Origin of the sequence: Pseudonocardia charpentierae (assembly GCF_031845345.1) — a bacterium.
Lineage (GTDB): Bacteria > Actinomycetota > Actinomycetes > Mycobacteriales > Pseudonocardiaceae > Pseudonocardia > Pseudonocardia charpentierae.
Genome location: NZ_JAVREJ010000013.1, coordinates 1 through 25420, shown reverse-complemented (window position 1 = coordinate 25420; position 25420 = coordinate 1). Strand labels below are relative to the sequence as shown.

23 protein-coding genes and 1 tRNA gene are annotated in these 25420 nt (G+C 72.0%); 18 read left to right on the top strand and 6 right to left on the bottom strand.

Translation table 11 applies throughout. The features are described from left to right. Positions 1–54 precede the first annotated feature (54 nt). Positions 55–1452, top strand: a complete 1398-nt coding sequence (locus RM445_RS18265; RefSeq protein ID WP_311557810.1) for a glycine--tRNA ligase — start codon at positions 55–57, stop codon at positions 1450–1452. Here the strand turns inward: RM445_RS18265 and RM445_RS18260 are convergent. After that, positions 1422–4316, bottom strand: coding sequence for an AfsR/SARP family transcriptional regulator (locus tag RM445_RS18260; protein WP_311557809.1), 2895 nt, complete (start codon positions 4314–4316; stop codon positions 1422–1424). The two genes, RM445_RS18265 and RM445_RS18260, sit on opposite strands and share 31 nt — an antisense overlap. 82 nt (positions 4317–4398) lie before the next feature. Here RM445_RS18260 and RM445_RS18255 point away from each other — a divergent pair, with 82 nt between their 5' ends. From RM445_RS18255 to RM445_RS18235, 5 genes are all read left to right on the top strand, one after another. Beyond that, positions 4399–5586: an MBL fold metallo-hydrolase gene (locus tag RM445_RS18255; RefSeq protein ID WP_311557808.1), complete on the top strand. Its 1188-nt coding sequence runs from the start codon at positions 4399–4401 to the stop codon at positions 5584–5586. Positions 5587–5588: 2 nt separating this feature from the next. Continuing rightward, entirely contained in the window at positions 5589–7016 is a 1428-nt protein-coding gene (locus RM445_RS18250; protein ID WP_311557807.1) for an MFS transporter, read from the top strand. A 79-nt stretch (positions 7017–7095) separates the two neighbouring features. After that, positions 7096–8148, top strand: a complete 1053-nt coding sequence (locus RM445_RS18245; RefSeq protein WP_311557805.1) for an XdhC family protein — start codon at positions 7096–7098, stop codon at positions 8146–8148. 80 nt (positions 8149–8228) lie between these two features. Next, entirely contained in the window at positions 8229–8855 is a 627-nt protein-coding gene (locus RM445_RS18240) for a YdcF family protein (protein WP_311558045.1), read from the top strand. 8 nt (positions 8856–8863) lie between these two features. After that, the gene (locus RM445_RS18235; RefSeq protein WP_397469352.1) at positions 8864–10102 is read left to right on the top strand and encodes a deoxyguanosinetriphosphate triphosphohydrolase; all 1239 of its coding nucleotides are present in this window, start codon (positions 8864–8866) and stop codon (positions 10100–10102) included. Positions 10103–10203: 101 nt separating this feature from the next. On the opposite strand, the gene RM445_RS18230 is transcribed toward RM445_RS18235, so the two are convergent. Further along, the gene (locus tag RM445_RS18230; protein ID WP_311557803.1) at positions 10204–10941 is read right to left on the bottom strand and encodes an HNH endonuclease family protein; all 738 of its coding nucleotides are present in this window, start codon (positions 10939–10941) and stop codon (positions 10204–10206) included. 359 nt (positions 10942–11300) lie between these two features. On the opposite strand from RM445_RS18230, the gene RM445_RS18225 reads away from it, so the two are divergent. The 7 genes from RM445_RS18225 to RM445_RS18195 all read left to right on the top strand — a co-directional run bounded on the left by RM445_RS18225 (position 11301) and on the right by RM445_RS18195 (position 18959). Further along, positions 11301–11732 carry a YccF domain-containing protein gene (locus RM445_RS18225; protein WP_311557801.1) on the top strand — a complete coding sequence of 144 codons (432 nt, stop codon included), beginning with the start codon at positions 11301–11303 and terminating at the stop codon, positions 11730–11732. Next, positions 11714–12436, top strand: a complete 723-nt coding sequence (locus RM445_RS18220; protein WP_311557799.1) for a maleylpyruvate isomerase family mycothiol-dependent enzyme — start codon at positions 11714–11716, stop codon at positions 12434–12436. The genes RM445_RS18225 and RM445_RS18220 overlap by 19 nt, the downstream gene beginning before the upstream one ends. A gap of 55 nt (positions 12437–12491) precedes the next feature. Next, positions 12492–14354 carry a DNA primase gene (gene dnaG / locus RM445_RS18215; RefSeq protein WP_311557797.1) on the top strand — a complete coding sequence of 621 codons (1863 nt, stop codon included), beginning with the start codon at positions 12492–12494 and terminating at the stop codon, positions 14352–14354. Then, positions 14351–14896: a hypothetical protein gene (locus tag RM445_RS18210; protein ID WP_311557795.1), complete on the top strand. Its 546-nt coding sequence runs from the start codon at positions 14351–14353 to the stop codon at positions 14894–14896. The genes dnaG and RM445_RS18210 overlap by 4 nt, the downstream gene beginning before the upstream one ends. A gap of 31 nt (positions 14897–14927) precedes the next feature. Next, positions 14928–15695, top strand: coding sequence for a trans-aconitate 2-methyltransferase (locus RM445_RS18205; RefSeq protein ID WP_311557793.1), 768 nt, complete (start codon positions 14928–14930; stop codon positions 15693–15695). Between the two features lie 145 nt (positions 15696–15840). Then, on the top strand, positions 15841–17499 hold the full coding sequence (locus RM445_RS18200; RefSeq protein WP_311557791.1) for an FAD-dependent oxidoreductase: 1659 nt from the start codon (positions 15841–15843) through the stop codon (positions 17497–17499). Beyond that, positions 17496–18959 (top strand): ATP-binding protein, encoded by a 1464-nt coding sequence (locus tag RM445_RS18195; protein ID WP_311557790.1) that lies wholly within the window; start codon positions 17496–17498, stop codon positions 18957–18959. The genes RM445_RS18200 and RM445_RS18195 overlap by 4 nt, the downstream gene beginning before the upstream one ends. A 41-nt stretch (positions 18960–19000) precedes the next feature. On the opposite strand, the gene RM445_RS18190 is transcribed toward RM445_RS18195, so the two are convergent. Continuing rightward, on the bottom strand, positions 19001–19210 hold the full coding sequence (locus RM445_RS18190) for a hypothetical protein (RefSeq protein WP_311558043.1): 210 nt from the start codon (positions 19208–19210) through the stop codon (positions 19001–19003). Between the two features lie 157 nt (positions 19211–19367). Here RM445_RS18190 and RM445_RS18185 point away from each other — a divergent pair. Next, positions 19368–19440: transfer RNA gene (locus tag RM445_RS18185), tRNA-Asn, on the top strand. Between the two features lie 323 nt (positions 19441–19763). On the opposite strand, the gene RM445_RS18180 is transcribed toward RM445_RS18185, so the two are convergent. Continuing rightward, the gene (locus tag RM445_RS18180; protein ID WP_311557788.1) at positions 19764–20435 is read right to left on the bottom strand and encodes a YqjF family protein; all 672 of its coding nucleotides are present in this window, start codon (positions 20433–20435) and stop codon (positions 19764–19766) included. Positions 20436–21067: 632 nt separating this feature from the next. Next, positions 21068–21292: a hypothetical protein gene (locus RM445_RS18175; protein WP_311557787.1), complete on the bottom strand. Its 225-nt coding sequence runs from the start codon at positions 21290–21292 to the stop codon at positions 21068–21070. Between RM445_RS18175 and RM445_RS32405 the strand changes: the two genes are divergently transcribed. The 4 genes from RM445_RS32405 to RM445_RS18160 all read left to right on the top strand — a co-directional run bounded on the left by RM445_RS32405 (position 21185) and on the right by RM445_RS18160 (position 24472). Beyond that, positions 21185–21475 (top strand): IS110 family transposase, encoded by a 291-nt coding sequence (locus RM445_RS32405; RefSeq protein WP_397469360.1) that lies wholly within the window; start codon positions 21185–21187, stop codon positions 21473–21475. The two genes, RM445_RS18175 and RM445_RS32405, sit on opposite strands and share 108 nt — an antisense overlap. Positions 21476–22087: 612 nt before the next feature. Beyond that, complete coding sequence (locus tag RM445_RS18170; RefSeq protein ID WP_311557785.1) at positions 22088–22906, top strand: helix-turn-helix domain-containing protein; 819 nt, start codon at positions 22088–22090, stop codon at positions 22904–22906. Beyond that, a complete protein-coding gene (locus RM445_RS18165) occupies positions 22903–23154 on the top strand; it encodes a DUF397 domain-containing protein (RefSeq protein ID WP_311557783.1) in 252 nt (83 codons plus the stop codon). The genes RM445_RS18170 and RM445_RS18165 overlap by 4 nt, the downstream gene beginning before the upstream one ends. A gap of 646 nt (positions 23155–23800) precedes the next feature. Beyond that, positions 23801–24472 (top strand): hypothetical protein, encoded by a 672-nt coding sequence (locus tag RM445_RS18160; RefSeq protein ID WP_311557781.1) that lies wholly within the window; start codon positions 23801–23803, stop codon positions 24470–24472. A 221-nt stretch (positions 24473–24693) separates the two neighbouring features. On the opposite strand, the gene RM445_RS18155 is transcribed toward RM445_RS18160, so the two are convergent. Next, a partial coding sequence (locus tag RM445_RS18155) for a transposase (protein ID WP_311557779.1) occupies positions 24694–25420 on the bottom strand: 727 nt, incomplete at its 5' end.

Genomic DNA, 25420 nt, shown 5'->3' with positions numbered 1-25420 from the left:
ACCCGATCGCTACGCTGGAGTGGCACGCCCGTCCCGCCATCCAGGAGCCCGCCCGTGGCCAGCAGTGTTTCGTCAGCCAAGATCGATACCATTGTCGCGCTGTGCAAGCGGCGCGGATTCGTCTTCGCCTCCGGCGAGATCTACGGCGGCACCCGCTCGGCCTGGGACTACGGGCCCCTGGGCGTCGAGCTCAAGGAGAACATCAAGCGGCAGTGGTGGAAGGCGATGGTCACCGGCCGTGAAGACGTCGTCGGCCTCGACAGCTCGGTGATCCTGCCCCGCCAGGTCTGGGTGGCGTCCGGCCACGTCGGCGTGTTCAACGACCCGCTGGTCGAGTGCACGAACTGCCACAAGCGCTTCCGCGCCGACACCCTCGCCGAGGAGTACGTCGAGCGCACCGGCAAAGCGGCATCCGAGAGCGACCTGTCCGACGTCCCGTGCCCGAACTGCGGCAACCGCGGCCAGTACACCGAGCCGCGCGACTTCAACATGATGCTCAAGACCTACCTCGGCCCGGTGGAGTCCGAGGAGGGTCTGCACTACCTGCGCCCGGAGACCGCGCAGGGCATCTTCGTGAACTTCCTGAACGTGCAGACGACTTCGCGGCGCAAGCCCCCGTTCGGCATCGGCCAGATGGGCAAGAGCTTCCGCAACGAGATCACGCCCGGCAACTTCATCTTCCGGACGCGCGAGTTCGAGCAGATGGAGATGGAGTACTTCGTCGAGCCGGGCACCGACGAGGAACTGCACCAGTACTGGATCGACGAGCGCACGCGCTGGTACGTCGACCTCGGCATGTCCCGCGAGAACCTGCGGCACTTCGAGCACCCGAAGGAGAAGCTGTCGCACTACTCGAAGCGCACCGTCGACATCGAGTACCGCTTCGGCTTCACCGGCCAGGAGTGGGGCGAGCTCGAGGGCATCGCGAACCGGACGGACTTCGACCTCACCACGCACTCGAACCACTCCGGTGCGGATCTGTCCTTCTACGACCAGGCCTCGGGCACCCGCTACCGCCCGTACGTCATCGAGCCCGCCGCGGGCGTGGGGCGCTCGATGATGGCGTTCCTCGTCGAGGCCTACACCGAGGACGAGGCGCCCAACGCCAAGGGCGGCGTCGACAAGCGCGTCGTCCTGCGGCTGGACCGCCGCCTCGCGCCGGTCAAGGCCGCGGTGCTGCCGCTCTCCCGCAACGCGGACCTGTCGCCCAAGGCCCGCGACCTCGCCGCGGCGCTCCGGCGCAACTGGAACGTCGACTTCGACGACGCCGGGGCGATCGGGCGTCGTTACCGTCGCCAGGACGAGATCGGCACGCCGTTCTGCGTGACGGTCGACTTCGACACGCTGACCGATCAGGCCGTGACGATCCGCGAGCGCGACACCATGGCGCAGGAGCGGGTGGCGCTGGACCAGGTCGAGAGCTACCTCGCGGCGCGGCTGCCCGGCTGCTGATCCACCGGGCCGGGCAGCTCGACGGCCGAGAGGTCCTGCCCGGCCCGCCAGGCGAGGGTGAACCGGGCGGTCCCGAGCGTGCTGCGCAGCTGCTCGAGCCGCTCGCCCGTCCCCTCCGTCCGCGGCCAGGTGCGGCCGACGCGCCGCTGGCGGGCTGCCGACGCCGAGAGCGTGCGCACCGCGTCGTCCGGACGTCCGACCGCGTCGAGATGCCCGCCGCGCTGCTCCAGGACGTCGCCCACGTCGTGGATGCCCAGCGCCGTCTGGCGGCGCAGGATCTCCTCGGTCCAGGCCAGTCCGGCCTCGGGGTCTCCGGCGAAGCCCGAGCCGATGCCCAGGGTCACGGCGGCGAACAGCGCGGCGAAGTCGTCGCCGATCCCTGCCTCCTCCGCGAGGACGGCCCTGGCCAGCGTCATCGCCCCCTGCGCGTCACCGACGATGAGGTCGGCGGCCGAAACCAGTGCGCGGGCGGTGAGGACGACGTGGACGTCGCCGGTCCGCTCGCCGAACTCGGCCGCGGTCCGCGCGATCTCGGCCGCCAGGGACCAGTCGTCGCCGGTCCAGACGGCCGCCGCCATCCCGGTGAGCAGGTCACCGACGTCGGCCCACCGCTCCTCAGGAGCCGTGAGCAGCACCGGGAGCGCGGCGAGCAGCCGGGGCCGCGCCTCGTCCATGTCCTGGTCGACGGCCTGGATCGCGCCGAGCGCCACGGCTGCTACCGCCGCTGCCAGCGGGTCGCTCCACGGCACGTCCGCGGCAAGGCGGACCAGTCTGCGACCGGTGACGACGTGCATCCGGTCGATCCAGTACCGCGCCAGCCGGACGACGGTGAACGGCAGTTCCTCGAACGGCCGCCACGGTGCGTCCGGGTCGAAGGCCTCATCCAGCGTCGCGTCGATCGTGGCCCGGTTGTCGTCGAGCCAGTCGAACCAGGCCGGCTGCCCGGGCCGCCCGTAGCGGGGCGCCGTCGCCACCCGGTCGACCACCCAGCCGGTGCGGGCCTCGATCACCGCCTCCTCCTCGCCGGACTCGCGCAGCACGCCCCGCGCGTGCGCCCGGATGGTGTCGAGCTGGCCGAACCAGGTCGGACCTCCGGACCGCGACGCGCGTGCGGAGGCGAGGAGCGAACGGTGCGCCAGACCGCCGACGAGGTCGAGCGCCGACCCCGGACGCAGGGGAGGGATCGCGCAGACGGCCTCGGCGGCGTCCAACGTGAACGGCCGGGGCAGCACGGCGAGCCGACGGTGCGCGATCCGCTCGTCGGGGGTGGCGAGGCGGTAGCTCCAGTCGACCTCCTCGCGCAGGTTCCGCTGCCGGGACGGCCCGCGGCCCAGCCGGGACAACGTGCCCGGTTCGCGACCCAGACCGTCGGCGATCTCGGCGAGGGTGAAGGTCCCCACCCGAGCGGCGGCGAGCTCGATACCCAACGGCAGGCCGTCCACGGCCGCACAGATGCGGGCGATCGCCGGGCCGTCCGGCCCGTCGAGCTCGGCCGGCTCACCCCGGGCCCTGATCCGCTCGACGAACAGCGCGACCGCCGGGCTCGCGACGCGCGCATCGGGGGTGTCGGCGACGGGCAGCGCGAGCGGAGCCAACTTCTGGACCACCTCGCCGTCGACGCCCAGCGGCTGGCGGCTCGTGGCGAGCACCGCCACCGCCGGCGCGGCGTCGACGACCGCCTCCACCACCGCCGCCACGCCGTCGACGACCTGCTCGCAGTTGTCCAGCAGCAGGAGCACGGCCCGCTCGGCGGCGAAGTCGCGCAGCGCGTCGAGCGCCGTCCGGCGCGGTCCGGGATCGAGGCCGAGAGTGGCGGCCAGGCGGGCTGCGATCCGGTCGACGGGGTCCGGGTCGGCGTCGGTGACCGCGGACAGGTCGACGAACCACACACCGTCCGGGAAGTGGTCGTGCGCCTCGCCTGCGGCCTCGATCGCCAGCCGCGTCTTGCCGCAGCCGCCCGGGCCGGTCAGCGTGACCACCCGGTCGACCGTGAGCCGGTCGATCAGTTCGCGGCGCTCGTCGTCGCGGCCGACGAACGGGTTGCTCCGCCGGGGTAGGTGCACCTCGACGGCACGGCCCGGTCGGACGGCCGCGGTCACGTGCGCCTCGACGCGCGGCTGCAGCGCCGGGTCGTGGGCGAGGATCCGCTCGTGCAACCGGCGCAGCCGCGGCCCCGGCTCGACGCCCAGCTCGTCGGCGAGGGTCCGGCGGAGCTCGTGGAACGCCGCGAGCGCCGCCTGCTGGCGTCCGGAGGCGTAGAGCGCACGCAGCCTGCGCTCCCACAGCGACTCGCGGTAGGGGTGCTCGACGAGCAGGGGGACCAGGTCGGCGACGGCCCGGTCCGGGTGGCCGACGGCGAGCAGGGCGTCGAGGCGGTGTTGCTGGAGCGTCACGCGCACCTCGGCGAGCCGGGTGCGGACCGGGTCCAGGCTGGGGTCCGGAAGGCCGTCGTAGGGCGTCCCGCGCCAGCGGCCCAGAGCGTCGTCGGCGATACGGAGCGCGTCGTCGGCGTCGGTGGTGGCGCCCGCGGCGGCCGCCCCCGCGGTGAGGACCTGTGAGTCGATCGTGTCCGGTGCGACGACGAGCCGGTAGCCCTGCTCGTCGCGGCGCACCAGCGCAGCGTCCCGGCCTGCGCGACCCGGCTCCAGTACCCGGCGCAGCCGCCAGATCAGCGAGTCGAGCGCCCCGCCGGCACCGGCAGGCGGATCCGTACCCCAGACGGCGTCGACCAGTGCCACCGCGGGCAGGGGGGCTCCGAGGTTGACGAGCAGCGCCGCGGCGACGGACTCCACGCGCCGGCCACCGAGGGTCCGCGGCGCTCCGTCGATCTCGACGGCCAGCGGTCCGAGGTCGAGGAACCGCACGAACGCGACCGTAGCGGTCCTTCCACCCTCGTCACACCATCGTGTGAGATCGGTGTGAGAGCGGTCCGGCAGTGTCTTCTCCATGACCACAGGAGACCTGCACGAGATCGCCCCCAACCTCGTCGTGATCGAGGGTCACCACCCGCACGCGCTGTGGGAGGACCCCGACCTGCCGACTATCGCGGTGTACCGCGGTGAGCGGACGCTCTACCTGCTGGACACCGGCGTCGGCCCCGAGCAGCGCGCGGCGCTGCTGCGGGTCGCGGAGCAGCTCGGCGGCGCCGAGGAGGTGCTGCTGCTCAACAGCCACGGCCACATCGACCACCTCGGCAACAACGACGTGTCGGCCGAGATCCCCGCGGAGCGGCGGCGGCACCTGCTCGCGCGTGCCGCCCGACCGGGACTGGACTTCCAGGCCTTCTTCAGCCGGATGTACCACCGCGGTGTGCCCTACTTCGACTACCTCACCGGGCTGTCGATCGACCCGGCGGCCGTCGCGTCGATGCTGCGCGCGGTCGGCGCCGGCCCCGGGCTCACCGACAGCGACGTCGCCGACCTCGGGAAGCGGATCACCGAGCTGGGGATCACTCCGGCGTTGGGGAAGTTCGTGCCGTCGCTGCTGGTGGACATGCTGATGCAGACCTACCCCACGGTGTACCTGAGCGAGGAGACGATCGAGGACTACGAGGATCTCGCTCCGGCCGGTACCGTCCGGATCGGTGCCACCGACTGGAACGGCTGGAGCCTCAACGGCGGCGAGGTGAACGTGCTTCTGTCCGAAGGCCACTCGGCGGGCGGGGTCGTCTTCCACATCCCGGAGCACCGGTTCCTCATGATGGCCGACGAGACCACGTCGATCCCGATCTGGGCCGACAGCGACCCGCGCAACGCCGTGGCCACGGCGCGGCGGGCGCTGGCGATGATGGACGCGGGCGACCTGGACGTGCTGGCCGCGGGACACCGCCCGCTGCTGCCGGTCCGCGGCGACGAGGCGCGTGCCGTGTTGCGCGGGATCGTCGGGGGAGCGGCCCAGTTCACGGCCGAGGTCGACGCCGCGCTGCGCCGGCGGTCCGAGGGCGTCACCATCGACGACCTGGCCGCCGACCTCGCCGCGACGACGGAGCCCGGCTCGATCGTCGCGCTGCTGCTGAGGCTGCAGTTCCCGGTGTTCGGGACGTTCTTCAAGCTGACCCTGCTCAACCACTGCCTGCTGTACGACCTGCCGCAGGGTCGCGACGCGGCGGGCGCGCCCACCTTCCGAGCGGCGTGACTATGGGCGCCCCCGCGAACCGCTGGCTGGTCCTCGTGGCGATGACCGGGTCGCTGTCGATGATCATGCTCGACCAGACCGTGGTCACGGTGGCGCTCCCGGCGATGAGCGACGACCTCGGCCTGCGTCCCGCCGGCCAGCAGTGGGTGGTCAACGCCTACGTGCTCGCCCTGACCGCCCTGGTCGCCTTCGGCGGCAAGCTTGGCGACCGGGTCGGCGGCGTCCGCACCTTCCGGGTCGGCGTCGCAGGGTTCTTCGTCGCCTCCGCCCTGTGCGGCCTCGCCCCGGCCGGCGGGCTGGGGGAGGCGTGGATCATCGCCGCCCGCGCGCTGCAGGGCGCGGCGGCGGCGCTGATGGTGCCGACCTCCGGGGCGATCGTCATCTCGGCCTTCCCGGTGCAGGAGCGCGGCCGCGCGATGGCCGCCTACGCGGGGATCAGCCAGATCTTCCTCGCGATCGGGCCGCTGATCGGCGGGGCGCTCACCGAGTCGGTGTCGTGGCGGGCGGTGTTCTGGCTGAACGTGCCGGTCGGCATCGCCGCACTCGTGCTGGTCGCGATCGCGAAGCCGGCGCAGGCCACCCGACCGGGGCGGATCAGCCCCGTAGCGCTGGCGCTCCTCGTCGGCGGCCTCGGCGCGACGGTGCTGGCGGTGCAGGAAGCCGCCTCGTGGGGCTGGGACTCGCCGCTCACCCTCGTCGTGCTCGCAGTGGGGGTGGTGGCCACGGCGACGTTCGTCGTCACGCAGGCCCGGGTGCCCGACCCGCTCGTCGACGTCCGCCTCTTGCGCCGGCGGGCGTTCCTCGGCGACGTCGCGGTCAACGGCCTGGTCCAGTTCGGCCTGCTCGCCGCCGTGCTGCACAGCTCGCTGTACCTGCAGGACCTGCTGAGGTTCTCCCCGCTGACGACCGGTCTCGCCGTGCTGGCGATGGTCCTGCCGATCACGGTGGCGGCCCAGCTCGGCGGCCGGTGGTTCGACCGGGCCGGGGTGCGACCGCCGGTGCTGGCCGGGCTCGTGATCTCGACGCTGGGAATGCTCGCCTGGACGCTGGCGCTGCCGTACCTGTCGTACCCGCTGCAGGTGCCGGGGATGGTGCTCACCGGGTTCGGCCTGGGCCTGACGATCTCGCCGACGAACACGGATGCGCTCAGCCGGGTCGCTGCGGCGGACCGATCGCAGGCCTCGGGGGTGCTGCAGACGGTGCGGCAGCTCGGCGGCACGCTGGGCGTCGCGGTGGTTGGGGCGGTGGTGCTCGGGATCGAGCACCGGGGCACCCAGGGGTCGGACGTCCAGGCCGCGGCGGACGCCATCGCGGCCGGCTTCGCGGTGAGCACCGCGGCGTTCGCCGTCGCACTGCTGGCCGCGGTCCGGTTGCTCGCCCGGGAGCGGGTCGCCGCCGACCCTGCCGCCGCGTCCGAGGCAGCGGCCTGACCCTGATCCGGGCTCGGGCGACGACCCGTGCGGCGGTGCCTGCGATGGACTGCCGCCGGACGCGGCTACCCTGCTCTGCGTGACGTCCGTCCCCGTTGTGACGCCTCCGGCGTCCGCGTCGGAGCACCGGGAAGTCGGTGCCGCGATGCGCCGGTGGACCGACGGTGGCGCCGGCACGGTCGGCGTCGTCCGGGTGCTCGACCGGCACGGGTTCGGGACCGTCGAGGCCGGCCAGCTGCTCATCGCGGCTCCGGACGGCGACATCGCCGGCGCGGTGCTGCGCGGAGCGCTCGACCGTCACGTCGTCCCCCTCGCGATCGCCGAGGCGACGGGCGCGCCGCCGATCGTCCGCGAGCTCCATGTCGCCGAAGACGACGCGCTCGATGCCGGCCTCGCGTGCAGCGGCGGCGCCAGCCTGCTGGCCCACCCGCTCACGGCGGAGCTCGCCGTCGCGCTCGGCACCGCACTGGAGCACGGGCAGCCGGCCGCCCTGCTCTCGACCGCGGAAGGCGCCGCCGTACTCGTCCTGACCGGCCCGGACCTCGCGGACGCGCACGGCTCGCTCGGCACGGAGTCGCGCGACGACGTCGCCGCCGACATCGCGCGGAACCGGCTGCGCCGCGGAGCCACGATCACCGAGACGATGCACGTGCAGGGCGCGGACCTGCTGCTGGACCTGTGGGTGCCCCTGCCGTCGGTGCTGGTCGTGGGCGTGGGAGCGATCGGCGACGCACTCACCGCCCAGGCCGCGCTGCTGGGCTGGACGGTGCGCCACGTGACGGACGTGGACGACGCGAAGGCCGCCGTCGCGGGCTTCTCCGACGCCGACGTGCTCGTCCTGCTCGACCACGACCCCGCCTTCGACGCCGTACTGATCGACGGGCTGCGCCGCGGGCGCGGATTCTTCGGTGCGCTGGGCTCGCGCCACACCCAGGCGGCCCGCCGCGAACGACTGCTCGCCGCGGGTCTCGCGGCCGACCACCTCGCCGCGCTGCACGGCCCCGTCGGTCTCGACCTCGGCGCCCGCACCCCGGCCGAGACGGCGGTCTCGATCGTCGCGCAGGTCATCGCCCTGCGTGCGGCCCGGTCCGGCACCGCACTCGCCGTCGGCCAGGGCCGGATCAGCGGATGAGCGCCACCGACTACAGCCAGGACCGGTCCTGGCGTGCGGGGCAGGCCACCACCCCGCTGCGCCCCGACGGGTCGCGGCGGATGCGTCGCACCACCTGGCCCGTCCGGATCGTCGTCGGTGCGGTGCTCGTCGCGGCGTTCCTGATCTGCGGCACCGCCTTCCGGGTCTGGTACGTCGCCCGCGCCGACGACCGCCGGCCGGTCGACGCCGTCGTCGTGCTCGGGGCCGCCCAGTACGACGGCGAGCCGAGCTCCGTCTTCGCCGCCCGCCTGCGCCACGCCGAGGCGCTCTACGAAGACGGCCTGGCGCCGCGGATCGTCACGGTCGGCGGCAGCCGCGCAGGCGACGCCTACACCGAGGCCGAGGCCGGTCGGCGCTACCTCATCGGGCGCGGCGTCCCCGCGGGCGCGGTGATCGCCGTCGGCGAGGGCAGCGACACCCTCGGCAGCCTGCGCGCCGTCGACGCCCGCGCGCAGCAGGACGGCTGGGACAGCGCCCTGGTCGTCAGCGATCCGTGGCACTCGCTGCGGGCCCGCACGATGGCCCGCGACAGCGGCCTGCAGGCCTGGACCTCGCCCACCCGCAGCGGCCCCGTGGTCCAGACCCGCGAGACCCAGGCCCGCTACATCGTCCGCGAGACCGCCGCCCTGCTCTACTACACGATCACCAAGGCTCCGGTGGAGACCGAGACGTCGGGCCTGGGCTGAGTCACCGCGTGGACGGTTACTCCATTCACGACACCGCCCGCCGTGAACCCGAACCACCCAAGGCCGCCGGCAACGGCCGGCGCAGCCCCTTCGCCCGCGACCGCGCCCGCGTGCTGCACTCCGCCGCGCTGCGCCGGCTCGCGGGCAAGACTCAGGTCGTCGGGCCGGGGGAGGGCGCCGAGATCAGCGGCGTGCCGCGCACCCGGCTGACCCATTCCCTGGAGGTCGCCCAGATCGGTCGGGCGGTCGCCGAGGAGCTGGGCGCCGACCCCGACGTCGTCGACACGGCCGGCCTCGCCCACGACATCGGCCACCCGCCGTTCGGGCACAACGGCGAGCGGGCGCTCGACGAGTTCGGCGCCGCCTGCGGGGGTTTCGAGGGCAACGCGCAGACGCTCCGGATCCTCATGCGGCTCGAACCGAAGGTCGACGGCACGGGCCTCAACCTCACGCGGGCGACGCTCGACGCCGCGTCCAAGTACCCCTGGCTGCGCCGGTCGCACCTGCGCAAGTTCGGGGCGTACGCGGACGACGCCGCGTTGCTCGCGTGGGTCCGCGACGGTGCACCGCCCGGTCGCTGCTGCCTGGAGGCGCAGATCATGGACTGGGCCGACGACGTCGCGTACTCGGTGCACGACGTCGAGGACGGCATCCTCGCCGGACGCATCGACCTCGCGTCGCTGGCCGTCCCCGGCGAACGCGCCGCTCTCGTCATGCTCTCCGCACGGCACTTCGGCGCCGAACCGCACGCGCTGCAGGCGGCGGCGGACGCGCTGCTGGCGCTGCCGGCGGTCGACGCCGTCCGCGGCTTCGACGCGCCCTCCGCCCCGGCCGCCGCGCACATCGCGCTCAAGCGCCTGACCAGCGAACTCGTCGGCCGGTTCGCCGTCGCCGCGACGGATGCGACCCGCGCGATCCACGGCGACGGCCCGCTCCGTCGCTACGCCGCCGACCTCGCCGTCCCGCCCGCGGCACGGGCCGAGGTCGCGCTGCTGAAGGCGGTCGCTCTGCGCTACGTGATGAGCGACCCGCAGCGCCTCGCCATGCAGGCCCGTCAGCGCGAGCTGCTCGCCGAGCTGGGAGAGGCGTTGCTGGCGGGTGCGCCCGGCTCACTCGACCCGGTGCTCGCCCAGGACTGGCACGACGCCCCCGACGACGCCGCGCGCCTGCGCGTGGTCGTCGACCAGGTCGCGCTGCTGACCGACCAGCAGGCCGTCGCCCGGCACGCGGCCCTCGTCCGCCGCTGAAGTCCGTACGTACACGAACGCAGAACTCGCGTACACGAACGCAAGACTCGCGCCCATCCCCACGCGAGTCTTGCGCTCCGGCACGCGGTGCCGCGGGCGTCCTACGCCTTCGGGGCGGACAACGTCGAGTCTGCCGGAAGCGGCTGGCCCTGGCAGCCCGCGAGGATCCCCTGCATCGCGTCGTGCTCGGCCTGGGTGACCCACAGGCGGTACTTCGCCTTCACCGCCACCTGCCGCGCGACGTAGGTGCACCGGAAGGAGCGGGCCGGCGGCAGCCAGGTGGCGGCGTCGCCGTCGCCCTTGCCCTGGTTGGTCTTCCCGTCCACGGCCATGAGGTTCAGCGGGTCGTTGCCGAGGTTCCTCCGGGCCTCGGGCGACAGCTGCTGCGCGCCCTTCTGCCAGGCGTCGGAAAGGGCGATGACGTGGTCGATCTGCACGGCCTCGCTGGTGCCCTGGCCCCGCTTGAACGCGATCGTCTTACCTGTGTACGGGTCGTTGAGCGTGCCGGTGAGCACGACGCAGTCGTGCGTGCCGGGCTTGAACGTCTCGCCCTCGAGGTCCCGCTTGAGGATGTCGTTGCGGGTGTCGCAGCCGTTGCGGTCGACGTCGGCCCACGCAGATCCGAACTGGTCGCGGTCGTACCCGGTCTTCGGGGCCCGGCCCTTGATCGGAAGGTTGGCCAGCGCAGTGGCCGCGTCGCCGGACGCCGAAGCCGGCGCGGCCACCACCGGACCACCGCCGGTCGCCACCGCGACCTGGTCGAGCACCGTCCCGCAGCCCGTCGTGAGCGCTGCTGCCGTCACCATCGTCAGCACGGCCCGCGCCGTCGTTCTCCGCACGGCCGAAATGATCTCCGGAGATCGTCGCCCGGTCACGGAGCGACACGCCCCCGCCACCATCGGGCGATGACGTGCCGGCATACCTGTCGGATTCCCGGAGTCCGTCGCGCTCAGCTCCGCTGCTCAGGGGTTCCTCAGCGCATTCCCAGTCCGGTCACGGTCCCCGAAGGCACAGTGAAGATATGGCAGTGGACATATGGCCGTCGTGACCCAGTTGCTTGCCGCCGTGGGCGCCCTCACGGCAGTCGTCCTGATCCTGTTGATGGCGGCCGTCCCGTTGCTCCTCGACCTGCCGCTGCGTCGTGCGCCACACTCGCAGGCACCGCGTCGGGCTCTTCACGGGAAGGGGCGCTGACCAGGTGCGCACCATAGGCAACATCCTCTGGTTCCTGCTCGCCGGCTGGTGGCTGGCGCTGTACTACGCACTGTGCGGGTTGCTTGCGTTCGTCCTGATCGTGACCATCCCGTTCGGCATCGCCGCGTTCCGCCTCGCCGGCTACGCGTTGTGGCCGTTCGGCCGGACGGTGGTCGCCGCCCGCGACGCCGGTGTCCCGTCCGTGCTCGGCAACATCCTCTGGATCGTGCTGTTCGGCTGGCACCTGTGCCTCGCCCACATCGCCGCCGGCATCGCCCTGTGTCTGACGATCATCGGCATCCCGTTCGGCATCGCGGCGTTCAAGCTGTCCGTGCTCTCGCTGGTACCGCTGGGCACCCGGGTGGTCGACGCCGACGCACCGCAGACATGGGCCGCCCCCGTGGCGCAGACTGCGGCGTGGCCTTCACACCGCTGACCCCCGACGACCACCTGGCCCATCTCGGTCGGGCGTGCGACGCCTTCGCCGCACGCCTGCGGACCGGCGATCTCGACGCGCGTGTCCCGGCCTGCCCGGGCTGGTCGTTGACCGACCTCGGCCGCCACCTCGGCGGGGTCCACCGCTGGGCCCGTACGGCCGTCGCCGAGAGCCGCTCGGGCCAGAAGACGTTCGACGACGCCCCGGTCGAGCGCGACCAGCTCGTCGACTGGTTCCGGGTCGGTGCCGGGTCGCTGATCGACACGCTGCGGTCGACCGGTCCCGCCGCGCCCTGCTGGACCATCGCCTCCGAGCCGCACATCGCCGGGTTCTGGTTCCGGCGCCAGGCGCACGAGACCGTGCTGCACGCGCACGACGCCGGGGTGACCGACCTGATGGATCCCGCGTTCGCCCTCGACGGCATCGACGAGGTCGTCACCGTGATGTTCCCCCGCCAGGTCCGGCTCGGCCGGACCGCCCCGCTCCCGGCGGCACTGGCACTCGCGCCGGACGAGGGCGGCCGGTGGGTCCTCGCGGGCGACGGCACCGCACCCTGTCCGGTGGCCGACGCGACCGTGTCCGGGCCTGCCGAGGCCGTGCTCCTGCTGCTCTGGCACCGCACCGACCTCGACGACCCCCGCCTCACCGTCTCCGGCTCCCGCGCCGCCGCCGACACCGTGCTCGCCGAAGCACTGACCCCGTGAGACGTCACTCCAGGGGGGCCCGGAACCGTCGGTGTCCGCGCCTACACTCGGCCACGTGGCAGGGCGGATCCGGGACAGCGACATTGCCGAGATCCGCGACCGCACCCGGATCGAGGAGGTCGTCGGCGAGTACGTCGCGCTGCGCCGTGCCGGCGCCGGCTCGCTGAAGGGGCTCTGCCCGTTCCACGACGAGAAGACGCCCTCGTTCACCGTGCGGCCCTCGCACAACAGCTTCCACTGCTTCGGCTGTGCCGAGGGCGGCGGCGTCATCGACTTCGTGATGAAGATGGAGCACATCGGGTTCGTCGAGGCCGTCGAGCGCCTGGCCGACCAGATCGGTTTCCGGCTCACCTACACCGGCGGGGGCAGCTCGGTCCAGCGCGACCGCGGCACCCGCTCCCGGCTGCTGGAGGCGAACAAGAAGGCCGCCGAGTTCTACGCGGCCGCGCTGCACACCCCCGAGGCCGCGCCCGCGGTCCAGTTCCTCACCGCCCGCGGGTTCGACGCCGCCTCCGCCGAGCGCTTCGGCTGCGGGTTCGCCCCCGCGAGCTGGGATGCGCTCACCAAGCACCTGCTCGCTGCCGGGTTCAGCCTGGACGAGCTGATCAAGGCGGGCCTGAGCAAGGAGGGCCGCCGCGGCCCGATCGACCGGTTCCACCGGCGCCTGCTGTGGCCGATCCGCGACCTCGGCGGCGACGTCGTGGGGTTCGGCGGACGCCGGATCTACGACGACGACCCCATCGAGGCCAAGTACCTCAACACCCCCGAGACGCCGGTCTACCGTAAGACGCACGTGCTGTTCGGGTTGGACCTGGCGAAGCGCGAGATCGCCAAGTCCCGCCAGGTCGTCGTCGTCGAGGGCTACACGGACGTCATGGCCATGCACCTCGCCGGGGTGCCCACGGCCGTCGCCTCCTGTGGCACGGCCTTCGGCACGGAGCACGTCAGCGTGATCCGCCGGTTGATGGGCGACGACTCGTTCGACCGCGGCGAGGTCATCTACACCTTCGACGGCGACGCCGCGGGCCAGGCCGCCGCACTGAAGGCGTTCGACGGCGACCAGAGCTTCGCGGCGCAGACCTTCGTGTGTGTCGCCCCCGACGGGCAGGACCCCTGCGACCTGCGGCTGAAGTCGGGCGACACCGCCGTCCGCGACCTCGTGGCCCGCCGGGAACCACTGTTCGAGTTCGCGATCCGCTCGATCCTGCGCGAGCACGATCTCGACTCCGCCGAGGGCAGGGTCGCGGCCCTGCAGCGATGCGTCCCGCTCGTCGCCCAGATCCGGCGCGAGGAGCTGCGCGACGAGTATGCTCGCCGGCTCGCCGGGTGGACGGCGTGGCCGGACGAGTTCTCGGTCGTCCGCCGGGTCCGCGAGTCGGCCGGGGCGCCCGCCGAGCGGTCACGCCCGGCCCGCCCCACCACCACGGCCCCGCCCCGCGACGATCCGCGCCTGCACCGCCAGCGCGAGGCCCTCAAGTCGGCGCTGCAGGTGCCCGCGATCGCCGGGCCGGGCTACGACGAGCTACCCGAGCAGGCGTTCACCCATCCCGCCTACGTGCAGGTGCACCGCGCGGTGCAGGCGGCCGGTGGCGTCTGCGGCGGGCTGGAGGGCTCGGCGTGGCTGGACGCCGTGGTCGCCGAGTGCCCGCCCGAGGTGCGCGGCCTGGTCAGCGAGCTGGCCATGGAGTCCCTCGAGCTGCCGCGCAAGAACACCGAAGAGGTCCGGTACGTGGCGAGCGTCGTCGCCGGTCTGCGGCTCGCGCTGGTCGACGAGCAGATCGCCGAGATCAAGTCGCGGCTGCAGCGCACGAACCCGGTGGCCGACGCCGACGCGTACCTGGAGCTGTTCGGCGATCTCGTGCCGCTCGAGCAGTACCGGATCGCCCTGCGCGAGAAGGCGATGGGAGCGGTGGGGTGAGCGCCCTCCGCGACGCGCTGCGACGCCTCCTTCATGGCGACGGCCTGCCCGACGGCTTCCCGGGCCGGCTGGAGCCCGAGGAGCGGGTGCTCGCGACGGCGTCGACGGCCGACGGCGGGCATCTCGTCGTCACCTCCTGGGGCTTGTGGTTCCCGGACGGCGACGGGGTGCGCCGCGTGGGCTGGCACCTGGTGAGCCGCGCGTCGTGGCGCAACGGCGCGTTGGCCCTGGTGGAGGCGGACGAGGTCGAGGAGATCGCCTCGGGCGACGGGCCGAGGGCCGTGCTGCTCGCCGACCGTCCGGCCCGCCGCTTCCGGCTGACGGAGCCGGACCGGGTCCCCGAGGTCGTGCACGCCCGCGTCGAGGGCTCCTTCCGCAGCCGCCACCACCGCGACCTGCCCGGCGGCGGCGCCTGGTTCGTGCAGCGCAAGATCGCCGGCCGCGACGGCACGGTGCTGCAGGTGCGCCCGGACCCGGGCACGGACCCGGCGCTGGTGGCGGCGCTCGCCGCGGACGTCGCACGATCACTGCGGCAGCCGTGACGGCGGGCCGCGCGCGGGACAGGAGCCGTCGATGAGCACCACGTGGAACCCGACGGCCTATCTCGCCTTCGCGGACCACCGCGGCCGCCCGTTCCACGACCTGCTCGCCCGCATCGGCGCCGACGCCCCGCGCCGCGTCGTCGACCTCGGATGCGGGCCGGGGAACCTCACCACCCTGCTGGCCGCCCGCTGGCCCGGCACCTCCGTCGAGGCGCTCGACAGCTCGGCGGAGATGGTCGAGGCCGCCCGGGGGCGGGGGATCAACGCGCGCCGCGCGGACGTCGCCGAGTGGATGCCGGGGCCCGACACGGACGTCGTGATCAGCAACGCGGTGCTGCAGTGGGTGCCGTCGCACCGGGAGTTGCTGCCGCGGTGGGTGGCGGCGCTGCCGGCCGGCGCCGAGCTCGCGATGCAGGTGCCGGGCAACTTCGGCGCGCCGTCACACGTCCTGGTCCGCAACCTCGCGGCGGAGCAGGGCCTGGAGCTGCGCGGTGACGAGACGGTGGCCGAGCCGGCGGACTACGCCGCGCTGCTCAGCGCCACCGGCGCGGAGGCCGACGTCTGGGAGACCACCTACCTGCACCGCCTGACGGGTCCGGACCCGGTGCTGGAGTGGATCAGCTCGACGGCCCTGCGCCCGGTGCGCGACGCGCTGGACCCCGACGCCTACTCGGCATTCCGTGCCGAGCTGGCGCCACGGTTGCGTGCGGCCTACCCCGCCCAGGCGGACGGCACCACGTGGTTCCCGTTCCGCCGGATCTTCGCGGTCGCCCGCGTGCCCCTTGATTCCTGGGGATGATTACAGCGTAGCGTCGCGGTGTGCGGCCCTCGCGCCACGACAGTCGTCGGACTACGTTTCTCCTGGCACGGCGGCGCCGTGCGCGTCCGGCGCAGTGCCGCGCACCACACCGGTTGGGGCCGCCCCCGGCGCCTGAGGGAGTTGCATGTCCAGACCCGTCCTGATGACCGTCGACGACGACCCCGGCGTCTCCCGCGCCGTCGCCCGCGACCTGCGGCGGAAGTACGGGAGTGACTTCCGCATCGTCCGTGCCGAGTCCGGAGCGGACGCCCTGGACGCGCTCAAGGAGCTGACCCTGCGGGGGGAGCCCACCGCCGCGATCCTGGCCGACTACCGGATGCCCGGGATGAACGGCGTCGAGTTCCTCGAGCAGGCGATGGACATCGTCCCGCGCGCCCGTCGCGCCCTGCTCACCGCCTACGCCGACACCGATGCGGCGATCCGCGCCATCAACGTCGTCGACGTCGACCACTACCTGCTCAAGCCGTGGGAGCCGCCGGAGGAGAAGCTCTACCCGGTGGTCGACGCGCTGATCGAGACCTGGCGCTCCGTCGGCGACCGCTCGGTCGAGGAGACCAAGGTGCTCGGCCACCGGTGGTCCGCCGAGTCGTTCGCGGCCCGCGACTTCCTGGCCCGCAACTCCGTGCCCTACCGCTGGTACAACATCGAGGAGCCGGACGGCGCGCGGCTGCTCGGCACCGCCGGGGCCACCGCGGACGACGTCCCGGTGCTGGTTCTTCCGGACGGCAGCGTCCTCAGGTCCCCCTCCGAGTCGGAGATCGCCACGGCCGTCGGGCTCACGACGACCCCGGCCACCGACTTCTACGACCTCATCGTCATCGGCGGTGGTCCGGCAGGACTCGGCAGCGCGGTGTACGGGGCGTCGGAGGGTCTGCGCACGGTGCTCGTCGAGCGCCAGGCCACGGGCGGTCAGGCCGGGCAGAGCTCGCGGATCGAGAACTACCTCGGGTTCCCGGACGGGGTGTCCGGTGCGCAGCTGACGGACCGGGCGCGCCGCCAGGCCGCCAAGTTCGGCACCGAGGTGCTCACCGCCCGCGACGTCGTCGGGCTGGAGCCACGGGGCTCGGCCCGCGTCGTGAAGTTCGGCGACGGCACCGAGATCGCGGCCCACAGCGTCGTCCTCGCGACGGGCGTGTCGTACCGCGCGCTACAGGCGCCGGGCGTCAGCGACCTCGCCGGCCGCGGCGTCTTCTACGGCTCGGCGGCCACGGAGGCGCCGACCTGCAAGGGGCTCGACGTCTACATCGTCGGCGGCGCGAACTCCGCCGGGCAGGCCGCGGTGTTCTTCTCCCGGCACGCCAAGTCGGTCTCGCTGCTCGTCCGCGGCGCGTCGCTCGAGTCGTCGATGTCCTATTACCTGATCAAGCAGCTCGAGGAGATCGAGAACGTCTGCGTCCGCACGCGGACCGAGGTCGTCGAGGCCCAGGGCGACGACCACCTGGAGCGGCTCGTGCTCCGCAACAACGAGACCGGTGAACAGGAAACAGTCGAGAGCGGCCCGATGTTCATCTTCATAGGGGCCGCGCCGCGTACCGACTGGCTCGACGGGGTGGTCGTCCGCGACGCCCGCGGGTTCGTCCGCACCGGTCCGGACCTCATGACCGAGGGCAAGCCGCCCGCAGGGTGGCCCCTCGATCGCGAGCCGTACTACCTGGAGTCGAGCGTGCCGGGAGTTTTCGTGGCGGGTGACGTGCGCTCGGAGTCCGTGAAGCGCGTGGCGTCGGCCGTCGGCGAGGGTGCGATGGCCGTGACGCTCGTCCATCGATACCTGGAGGAGCAGTGACCGTTCCCGAGACCACCAAGCGCCGGATCCCGCCTGAGGAGCTGCGCGGGCTCTTCCTGTTCGAGCACCTCGACGATGAGCAGCTCAGCTGGGTGTGCGAGCACTCCGACGTCGTCGACGTGCCCGCCGGCGAAGAGCTGGTCGTCGAGGGCAATCCGGCCGAGTGTTTCTACGTTCTGCTCCGCGGCGCACTGGTCATGTCGCGGCAGGTCGGCGCCGAGCAGGTGGAGATCAACCGCACCGACTACCGCGGGTCATACGTCGGCGCGGTGCAGTTCTACCTCGGCGACCAGACCGAGCAGATCTACGGGGCGACGGTCCGCACCACGGCCAACTCGATGTTCCTGGCGGTCCGCGCGCGGGAGTTCCGCGAGGTGTTCCGTGCCTGGTACCCGATGGCCGTGCACCTGCTGCAGGGACTGTTCCTCGGCCAGCAGAACACGGCGGCCGTGATCGGGCAGCGGGAGCGGTTGCTGGCGTTGGGCAAGCTCTCGGCGGGCCTCACCCACGAGCTGAACAACCCCGCCGCAGCCGCCGGACGGGCGGCCCACGACCTGGGCGACCGCGTGGCCGGCATGCGGCACAAGCTGGCCATGATCGCTGACGGCTCGCTGGACCGTTCGCAGCTCAAGAAGCTCGTGCTCGCACAGGACAAGTTCGTGGAGAAGGCCCGCCACGCGCCGGACCTCACGTCGCTGCAGACCTCGGACGCCGAGGACGAGCTCGCCGACTGGATCGACGACCACGGCGTCTCCGACGGCTGGCAGCTCGCGCCGATCTTCGTGGCGGGCGGCCTCGGGGTGGACGACCTGGAGGCCGTGCTCGCGGCCTGCCCGGACTGCCCGCTCGAGGGCACGCTGCGCTGGCTGGCCTACACCGTCGAGACCGAGGGCCTGATCGGCGAGATCATCGACTCGACGACCCGGATCTCCTCGCTGGTCAACGCGGCCAAGCAGTACTCGCAGATGGACCGCGCCCCGCACCAGTGGCTCGACATCCACGAGGGCCTGTACGCCACGCTGACGATGCTGAAGCCCAAGCTCGGCGGCATCCAGCTGGTCAAGGAGTGCGACAAGTCCCTGCCCCGGATCCCCGGGTACCCCGCCGAGCTGAACCAGGTGTGGACGAACCTCATCGAGAACGCCCGCGACGCCATGGACGGCTCCGGGACGTTGACGATCCGCACGTTCCGCGAGGACGACTGTGTCGTGATCGAGTTCGAGGACACCGGCGCCGGCATCGCGCCCGAGATCAAGAACCGGATCTTCGAGCCGTTCTTCACCACCAAGCCCATGGGACAGGGCACCGGGCTGGGGCTGGACGTCAGCTTCCGCGTGATCGTCAACCGACACCACGGAGACCTGCGCGTGGACTCCGTACCGGGCCGGACCGTCTTCCGCGCGACGCTGCCGATGACGGAATCGGGAGCGTCCGCCCCACTGGATCCGGACGAGGGCTGAGCCACGGGCACAACGCTGTGCCCGTGGCTCGCCGTGGCGCCTCAGCCGCGGTGGCCGTTCGTCGACGTCTCGGCGTGCGCGTGCCCGGGGAGCTTCTCGTCCACCCGGGCTCGCACGACCCCGGCGGCACCCTGCACGGCCGGGTGGTCCGAGATGCGCTGGTAGGTGCGGACGAGCTGCTCGTAGCGCTCGTGCCCGGCCCTCGCACCGAGCACGTAGCCGACGGCGGCTCCCAGCAGGAACTTGAGCATGAGCCCTCCCAGCATGGTGGTGATCCGTTCACCCCCGGGTCATCCTGCCGCAGTCCGGGCAGGGGCGCCCGAGGATGGGGGAGGGGCATCAGTGCCCGGAGAGGCGTGCGCTAGAGTTCTTTCTGCCAGCAGGTGGTCACCACCTGCAACCTGACGGTCCTCCGTAGCTCAATTGGCAGAGCATGCGACTGTTAATCGCAGGGTTACTGGTTCGAGTCCAGTCGGAGGAGCTCTACCAGCGGAAACGCTGCCGCTCTGTGCTTGTTGATCTCCGTTGTCCCGGAAAACTCCCGGATAATGACGGCAAGTGTTGCTCAGGGATGAGGCAGATCTGGAGCTGGGCGCGCCTGCTCGCCGAGATCCTCACCCCCATCCGCGTGCCCCTGCCAACCATGTCATGACGAGCGACCGGCCCGTCTCGGCCATGCAGGAAGCGCGCCCGCCCTTCGTCCCGAACCAGGGCTGTGCCGAGGACCATGAACAGCTCCTCGGATTGTTGATCCGGCCCGGGTGCGGCTCTGATACTCGGCGAGGACCGGTCCTCATACCGGTGTCAGCGCCATGTGCGGTGGAAGAGGGGGCGTGGGGCCCCGATGTGGACGTCGCGGACTCCGGTCGAGAAGTGGACCAGGGGGGCACCATTGGGTGCCGGCAGGCCGCTGGAGGTCACCATCGTTTCGGTGAACTCCTCGACGACGCCGGCGGCCAGTGGCCACGGCTCATGCTCGACGGGGGTCTCGCACAGGATTCCGAACCGGCGGGTGTAGGCGCGCCATCGGCCGGTGAGCCAGATGTCGCGGTCGGAGGGTTGGAGGATCGGATCGCCGGGCCGGACCACCAGGTGGTAGGACGGCTTACCGCCGCGTCGAGTGCCCGCGTAGATCACCGTGCCGCGGTTTTTGGACACGCTGAGGTCGCCGAGATGGTAGGGGGCGCCCACGGCGCAGCGGGCCGCCAGCATTGCGGCGCTGCCGACCTCGAGGGACAGGAACCAGATGCCGTCGCGTCCGTCAGGCCGACGGACGTAGGTGCGTAGGTTCGTTTCGGGGAATGTCGAAAAGCCGGGTTCGATCGCCACACCCGCCGGTCGCACGGCCGCCATCAGAAACGGGGTCAGGCTCACCCAGGCCATGCCGTCGTACTCGTCCACCAGCAGCCCCCTGGGAAGGACCACCTGCACGTCGCCGAGCGGAACGGCCAGTGCACGAAGGTCTGCCAGAGCCATCCGGCCTTGAGCACCGCAGGCCACGCCCGCTCGTCGGGCGATAGCGAGGGCATGGGGGTCGAGTTCCCCAGCAGGCCACGTCCAACCCGTCGTTCACTCCACACCCGGGGACGCAACTGGGCGCCCGAAAGATGTTGTCAACGACCCGAGCTGGTCGTCGCAGAGACGTTGGGTAATCGGCTGGGCGCCTTTCCGAGGGTCGGGTGGCGGTCTCGGCGAGCGCCGGAAATGGGCGCGGTTCGAGAACCCCGCCGACGAGCCGCGTGGTCAGGACGGCATCTGCGGCGACGCTGAGGGCGGGTCCGGGCGGCGGAGGTCCCGGGCAGCCCGGGGAGAGTTGAACCCCACGGTGTCCGAGGGGGACTTGAACTTCCCCGACGCCGCACCTGTCCAGTGTCGGCGGGTGCGGGTCGATGCCGTCTGAGCAGCACCGTTATTGTCCGCGGCCATGTCGGTGACGTCCGGTTCCGGCCCGTGTTCGCCCGTTCGTTAGCGAGCGGTTAGCACGACCGCACAACGAGGTGCTCACGACTGGGTTCGCGGCTGCCGCCCTCGCCGTGGGTCGTCGCCCTGTTTGCTCCCGTAGCTGCCGCGGAGATACGCGCATGCCTGATGCAGCCACGCGAGCGAGATCACGCCACCTCGACCGGCGCATCAGCGTCGCGAACACCAAGATCACCCACGCTGTCCAGGCCAGCCGCAGCACCCTGACCGAGCTGCGCGGAATCGGTCACCTGAACGCCGGGAAGATCCTCGCCCGGGTCGGGGACGTGCACCGCTTCCGCTCCGCCGCCGCGTTCGCCTCCTACACCGGCACCGCCCCCATCGAGTTGTCCTCCGGAGACGTCGTGCGCCACCGACTCTCCCGCACCGGGGACCGCCAGCTCAACTGCTGCCTGCACACCATGGCCATCACCCAACTCCACGCGACTGCCCGGGCCGCACCTACTACCTGCGCAAACGAGCCGACGGGAAGAGCCACAAAGAAGCCCTGCGCTGCCTCAAGCGGCGGCTGTCCGACGTGGTCTACCGGTGCCTGATCCGCGACGCCGACCAGCAGAACGGGGCGGGCCCGGGAGGACGCCAGGGGGCGACTACGAACTCCAGCGCGGCCGGCTCAACCCCTACCACCGGCCCTTCGGACAAGTCCCTTCCCGAACCCGCCACGACCGACCCTACAACCTGATGCAAGATCCACTTGACACAGCGAGGAGCCGTCTAATCGAGCACTGCGACACGAGCTGCCGCCTGAGCAAGCTTCGCCACCGAGCAGGGCCACGACAGGTGCGGCTGCCCGGTTCCCGGAGTCGTGCACCCGCGGCACAGCCCGCGAGCATCGGGCCGGTGCTCGGCGAGGATGCGATCAACGCCGCCCGGCTGACTGGCGATGAAGTGCACCGCTGCATCCAGTGACCTTGCTGCCTGTCGCTCGTCTACCCGCTGCATGCCCTTGAGTCCGTCCGTAGTGATGGAAGCGGCACGGACGACCCCCTTTAGATCGGCCGTGCCGCTTGGCCCCACCCTCACCTGCAGCTGCTCATGGTGCAACAACTCATCGTGAAACACTCATAACGAGCCGACTTGCCGTGCTGATGATCACCAGAAGCGCGGTCGAACATGCGGTTGCACCGTGAAACGATGGGGTGGTGGTCATGGCCGGAGCAGGTTCCGCCGTCGTCCGGCGACAGCTCGGGAGCAAGCTGCGCCAGCTCAGACTCGCCGCAGGCAAGGACGTCGCCGACGTCGTCACCGCCGGACTCGCCAGCAAGGCGAAGATGAGCCGGATCGAAGGGGGCAAGGGCCCGGTCAAGATCGCCGACGTCCGGGCCCTCTGCTGGTTGTATGGCGCCTCTGCGGAGACGACCGAAGCGCTGGCCGCTCTCGCCCCCGGCACCCAGCAGGAAGACTGGTGGGAGACCTACGAGAACGTCATTGTGCCCGACTGGTTCGGCCTCTACGTCGGTCTGGAGCAGTCCGCGTCGAGGTTGCGCTGCTTCGACCCCGAGCTTGTCCACGGTCTGCTGCAGACCGAGGACTACGCCCGAGCAGTCATCGAGTCCGAGGACACCCTCGAACCCAAGGTCATCGCCCAGCGACTCCAGTTCCGCATGGACCGCCAGCGTCGGGTGCTCGACGGACACCCTGACCTGACGGTCGTGCTGGGAGCCGGCGCCCTCTCGCTCGTCGTCGGCTCGCCCGACGCCATGGCCGCTCAGCTCGACCACATGCGTCAGCTGGCACGAGACAAGGTGGCAAGCATCCGATTCCTGCCCTGGTCGGTCGGCGCATACCCGATGAGAGGCAGCTTCGCCTTGCTCGACTTCGACTCGAACGACGATCCAACGGTCGCCTACGTCGAGTTCAGCATGGGCGCCCGCTACGTCGAGCAGTCAGCACAGGTCGAAGAGTACGAGCACGTCTTCGACGTCCTGCTCAATAAGTCAGTGTCGATCGAGGAGTGGAGCCCGTGAGCCAATGGATCAAAGCCTCTGTCAGCAATGCACAGGGGAGCTGCGTACAGATGCGACGGGTCGGCGAGATGATCGAGGTACGGGACTCAAAGGACCCTGACGGCCCGGTGCTTCGGTTCACGCCCGACGAGATCGCCGCATGGCTCGACGGCGCCAAGCGTGGTGAGTTTGACGACCTGTCGTGGGTCGACCAGTCGTCTGTCACCGGGGTTAGTGTGGCCGAGGCGGTTGGCCACCGCTGGGCGTAAATCTCCCGAGGAGATTCGTTCGTTGCGGGGCCTCGTTGAGCGATGGCTGCGCGCGGTTCGTCGTCCGGCATGAGGAGCAGGCCCCCCGCAGGTGGCGCAGTCAGTGCGTGTCCACTGGTTCAACGAATCCGCACACACTCGCGGCGATCATCAATCCGTCCGTCGCAGAACGTATGACGTAGACGACCACGATCTGATGGGCGAGCTTGCGCAAGCCAGCAGAGCGCGCTCGACCGCAAACAGATCGCGAAGCTTGCCGCTGTTTTCGCCGACTATTGCACCGACCTCGAGCGAAGGAACGCCGCCGATCGCCCGGGGGGCGGGGGCCGGCGCCGACCGAGCCACTCGGGCCGACCATCAGCCATTACCTCAAGGTGCTCACCGACGCCGGGCTCATCGAGCGGGACAAAGGAGTTGTCTGGGCCTACAACCGGGGCGGTGCCCGCCACCTTGCAGATGATCGCCGACCTGATCGCCCCGCCGGTCGACTGATGGGCCGGGAGCCCGGTCTCGGCACCCAGCTAGCTGGGTGAACGCTGCATCGCTGCATCGCTGCGTGCAGAGACGGATCAGTTGCCCGGTTACCCGACCCTCGACGAGGCCCCCGACGCCCGCTACCGCGGGGAAGCGGCCTCCTGATGGGCTCGTGCGACCTCTTCGCCGGGGATCTGCCAGCGGTGCCGGTAGTCACCTGCTATCGGCGTCACGATGGATCCGACCGTGGTGTTCAGCCCGACCCGTCGCTCTTCGTCCACGGGCACCTCGGTCCACGCGCCGCCGAGACACCCGACCGGACACCGCGCCGGACACCCCGGAGGACAGCACGGCGTCGGCGACGGACCCGGCCGCCGAGCCGGAGCCGGCCGCCGCGGAGGACACCGACCCGGACGCCGAGCCGGACACCACAGAGGACACCGCGGAGGACACCGCCGCGCCGGCCGACGTCGACGCGGAGCCGACCGAGGCCGCGGACGAGCCGGACGAGCAGCCGCGCCGGCGCCGCCCCGCCGGCGCGGACGCACTCGACGAACCGACCGGGGTGGAGACCGACGTCGCCGACATCCGCGACACCGCGACGCTCGACCCGACGGAACGCGACCCCGCCCCGCGGGACCGCGTGCCAGCAAAGGACCTCACGCGGGAGGCAGTCCTGCGCGCCCGGGCGGCCGCGGCGGAGGTCGCAGCTCGAGACGCCGACGACGCCAAGCGGGAAGCGGAGGAAGCGGCCGCCCGGGCAGCACGACGCGCGGCTGCGGACGCCGACGACGACGCCCGGGAACCGGACGACGCCTACGACGTCGACGAGATCAACATCTAGCGGTAGACGCGGCGGCCGGCGCCCTAGGAGACCGCTGAACAACGGTCTGCGGGTTGGGAGACCGCTGAACAACGGTCTGCGGGTTGGGCGGGCCGCTCAGGGACGTCGGTACGACGGGCAACGCCCCTTTGCGGGGGTGACAGCGAGTTTGTCCTGCCCATCGCGGCGTTCGAGGGTGCGCCGCTGCGTCTGGGTGGTCAAGCCACCGGCTGGGCCGGGTCTCAGGTGGGGGCGAGCACCCAGGAGCCGCCGCTGCGGGTCAGTCCGAGGGCGAGCAGGCGGCGCAGGTTCAGCCCGGCGACGCGGTGGTGCAGCCACAGGTCGTTGAGCCGGGTCCCGACGAACCGCAGCCGCCGGTTGCGTCCGGCGACCAGCCAGGCGATCGACCGTTCGACCATGGGCCGGTGCTGGCGGTAGACGGCCTGGAACCCGGGATCGGTGGCTCGGGCCCGGTGTGCGCGTTGCAGCGCGTCGTGGGGATGTAGCCGCAGCGTGCGGCCGCGGGCGGAGGTGGTGCAGCGGGCCCGTAGCGGGCAGTCTCGGCAGGCCGCCTTGAAATTCACCGCCCGGGTTGCGGTGATCGGGCGTGTGACGTGGTTCGGGCAGGTCACCGTGGCGGCGGTCTCATCGATGGTGAACGCGTCGAGGGTGAACCCGCCGTCCACGGCCGGGCGTAGTGGCCAGGGCTTGATGATCGGGGTGTGGCCGCTGTCGGCGGCCGCGGCCAGCAGCTCACCGGTGCCGTAGGCCGAATCGCCCAACACCTCGACCGGGTCGGCCTCCTCGGCGAGCAGCTCGATGCCAACCGCGGCGTCGGAGTACTCCGGCCCGGAAGCGGGGGTGAGCGCGCACCCGGTGATCAGCCCGGTGTCCGGCTCGACCTTCACGTGCGCTTTGTAGCCGTCCTGATGGTGGGCGCGGGTCTTGTGCGCGTGCCGGGCCTCGGGA

Bases quoted from the DNA above. Each gene is read 5' to 3' on its own strand.
- RM445_RS18255 (WP_311557808.1), top strand. From the start codon at position 4,399: ATGACCACAGGAGACCTGCACGAGATCGCCCCCAACCTCGTCGTGATC.
- RM445_RS18250 (WP_311557807.1), top strand. From the start codon at position 5,589: ATGGGCGCCCCCGCGAACCGCTGGCTGGTCCTCGTGGCGATGACCGGG.
- RM445_RS18240 (WP_311558045.1), top strand. From the start codon at position 8,229: ATGCGTCGCACCACCTGGCCCGTCCGGATCGTCGTCGGTGCGGTGCTC.
- RM445_RS18205 (WP_311557793.1), top strand. From the start codon at position 14,928: ATGAGCACCACGTGGAACCCGACGGCCTATCTCGCCTTCGCGGACCAC.
- RM445_RS18200 (WP_311557791.1), top strand. From the start codon at position 15,841: ATGTCCAGACCCGTCCTGATGACCGTCGACGACGACCCCGGCGTCTCC.
- RM445_RS18190 (WP_311558043.1), bottom strand. From the start codon at position 19,210: ATGCTCAAGTTCCTGCTGGGAGCCGCCGTCGGCTACGTGCTCGGTGCG.
- RM445_RS18180 (WP_311557788.1), bottom strand. From the start codon at position 20,435: ATGGCTCTGGCAGACCTTCGTGCACTGGCCGTTCCGCTCGGCGACGTG.
- RM445_RS18170 (WP_311557785.1), top strand. From the start codon at position 22,088: ATGGCCGGAGCAGGTTCCGCCGTCGTCCGGCGACAGCTCGGGAGCAAG.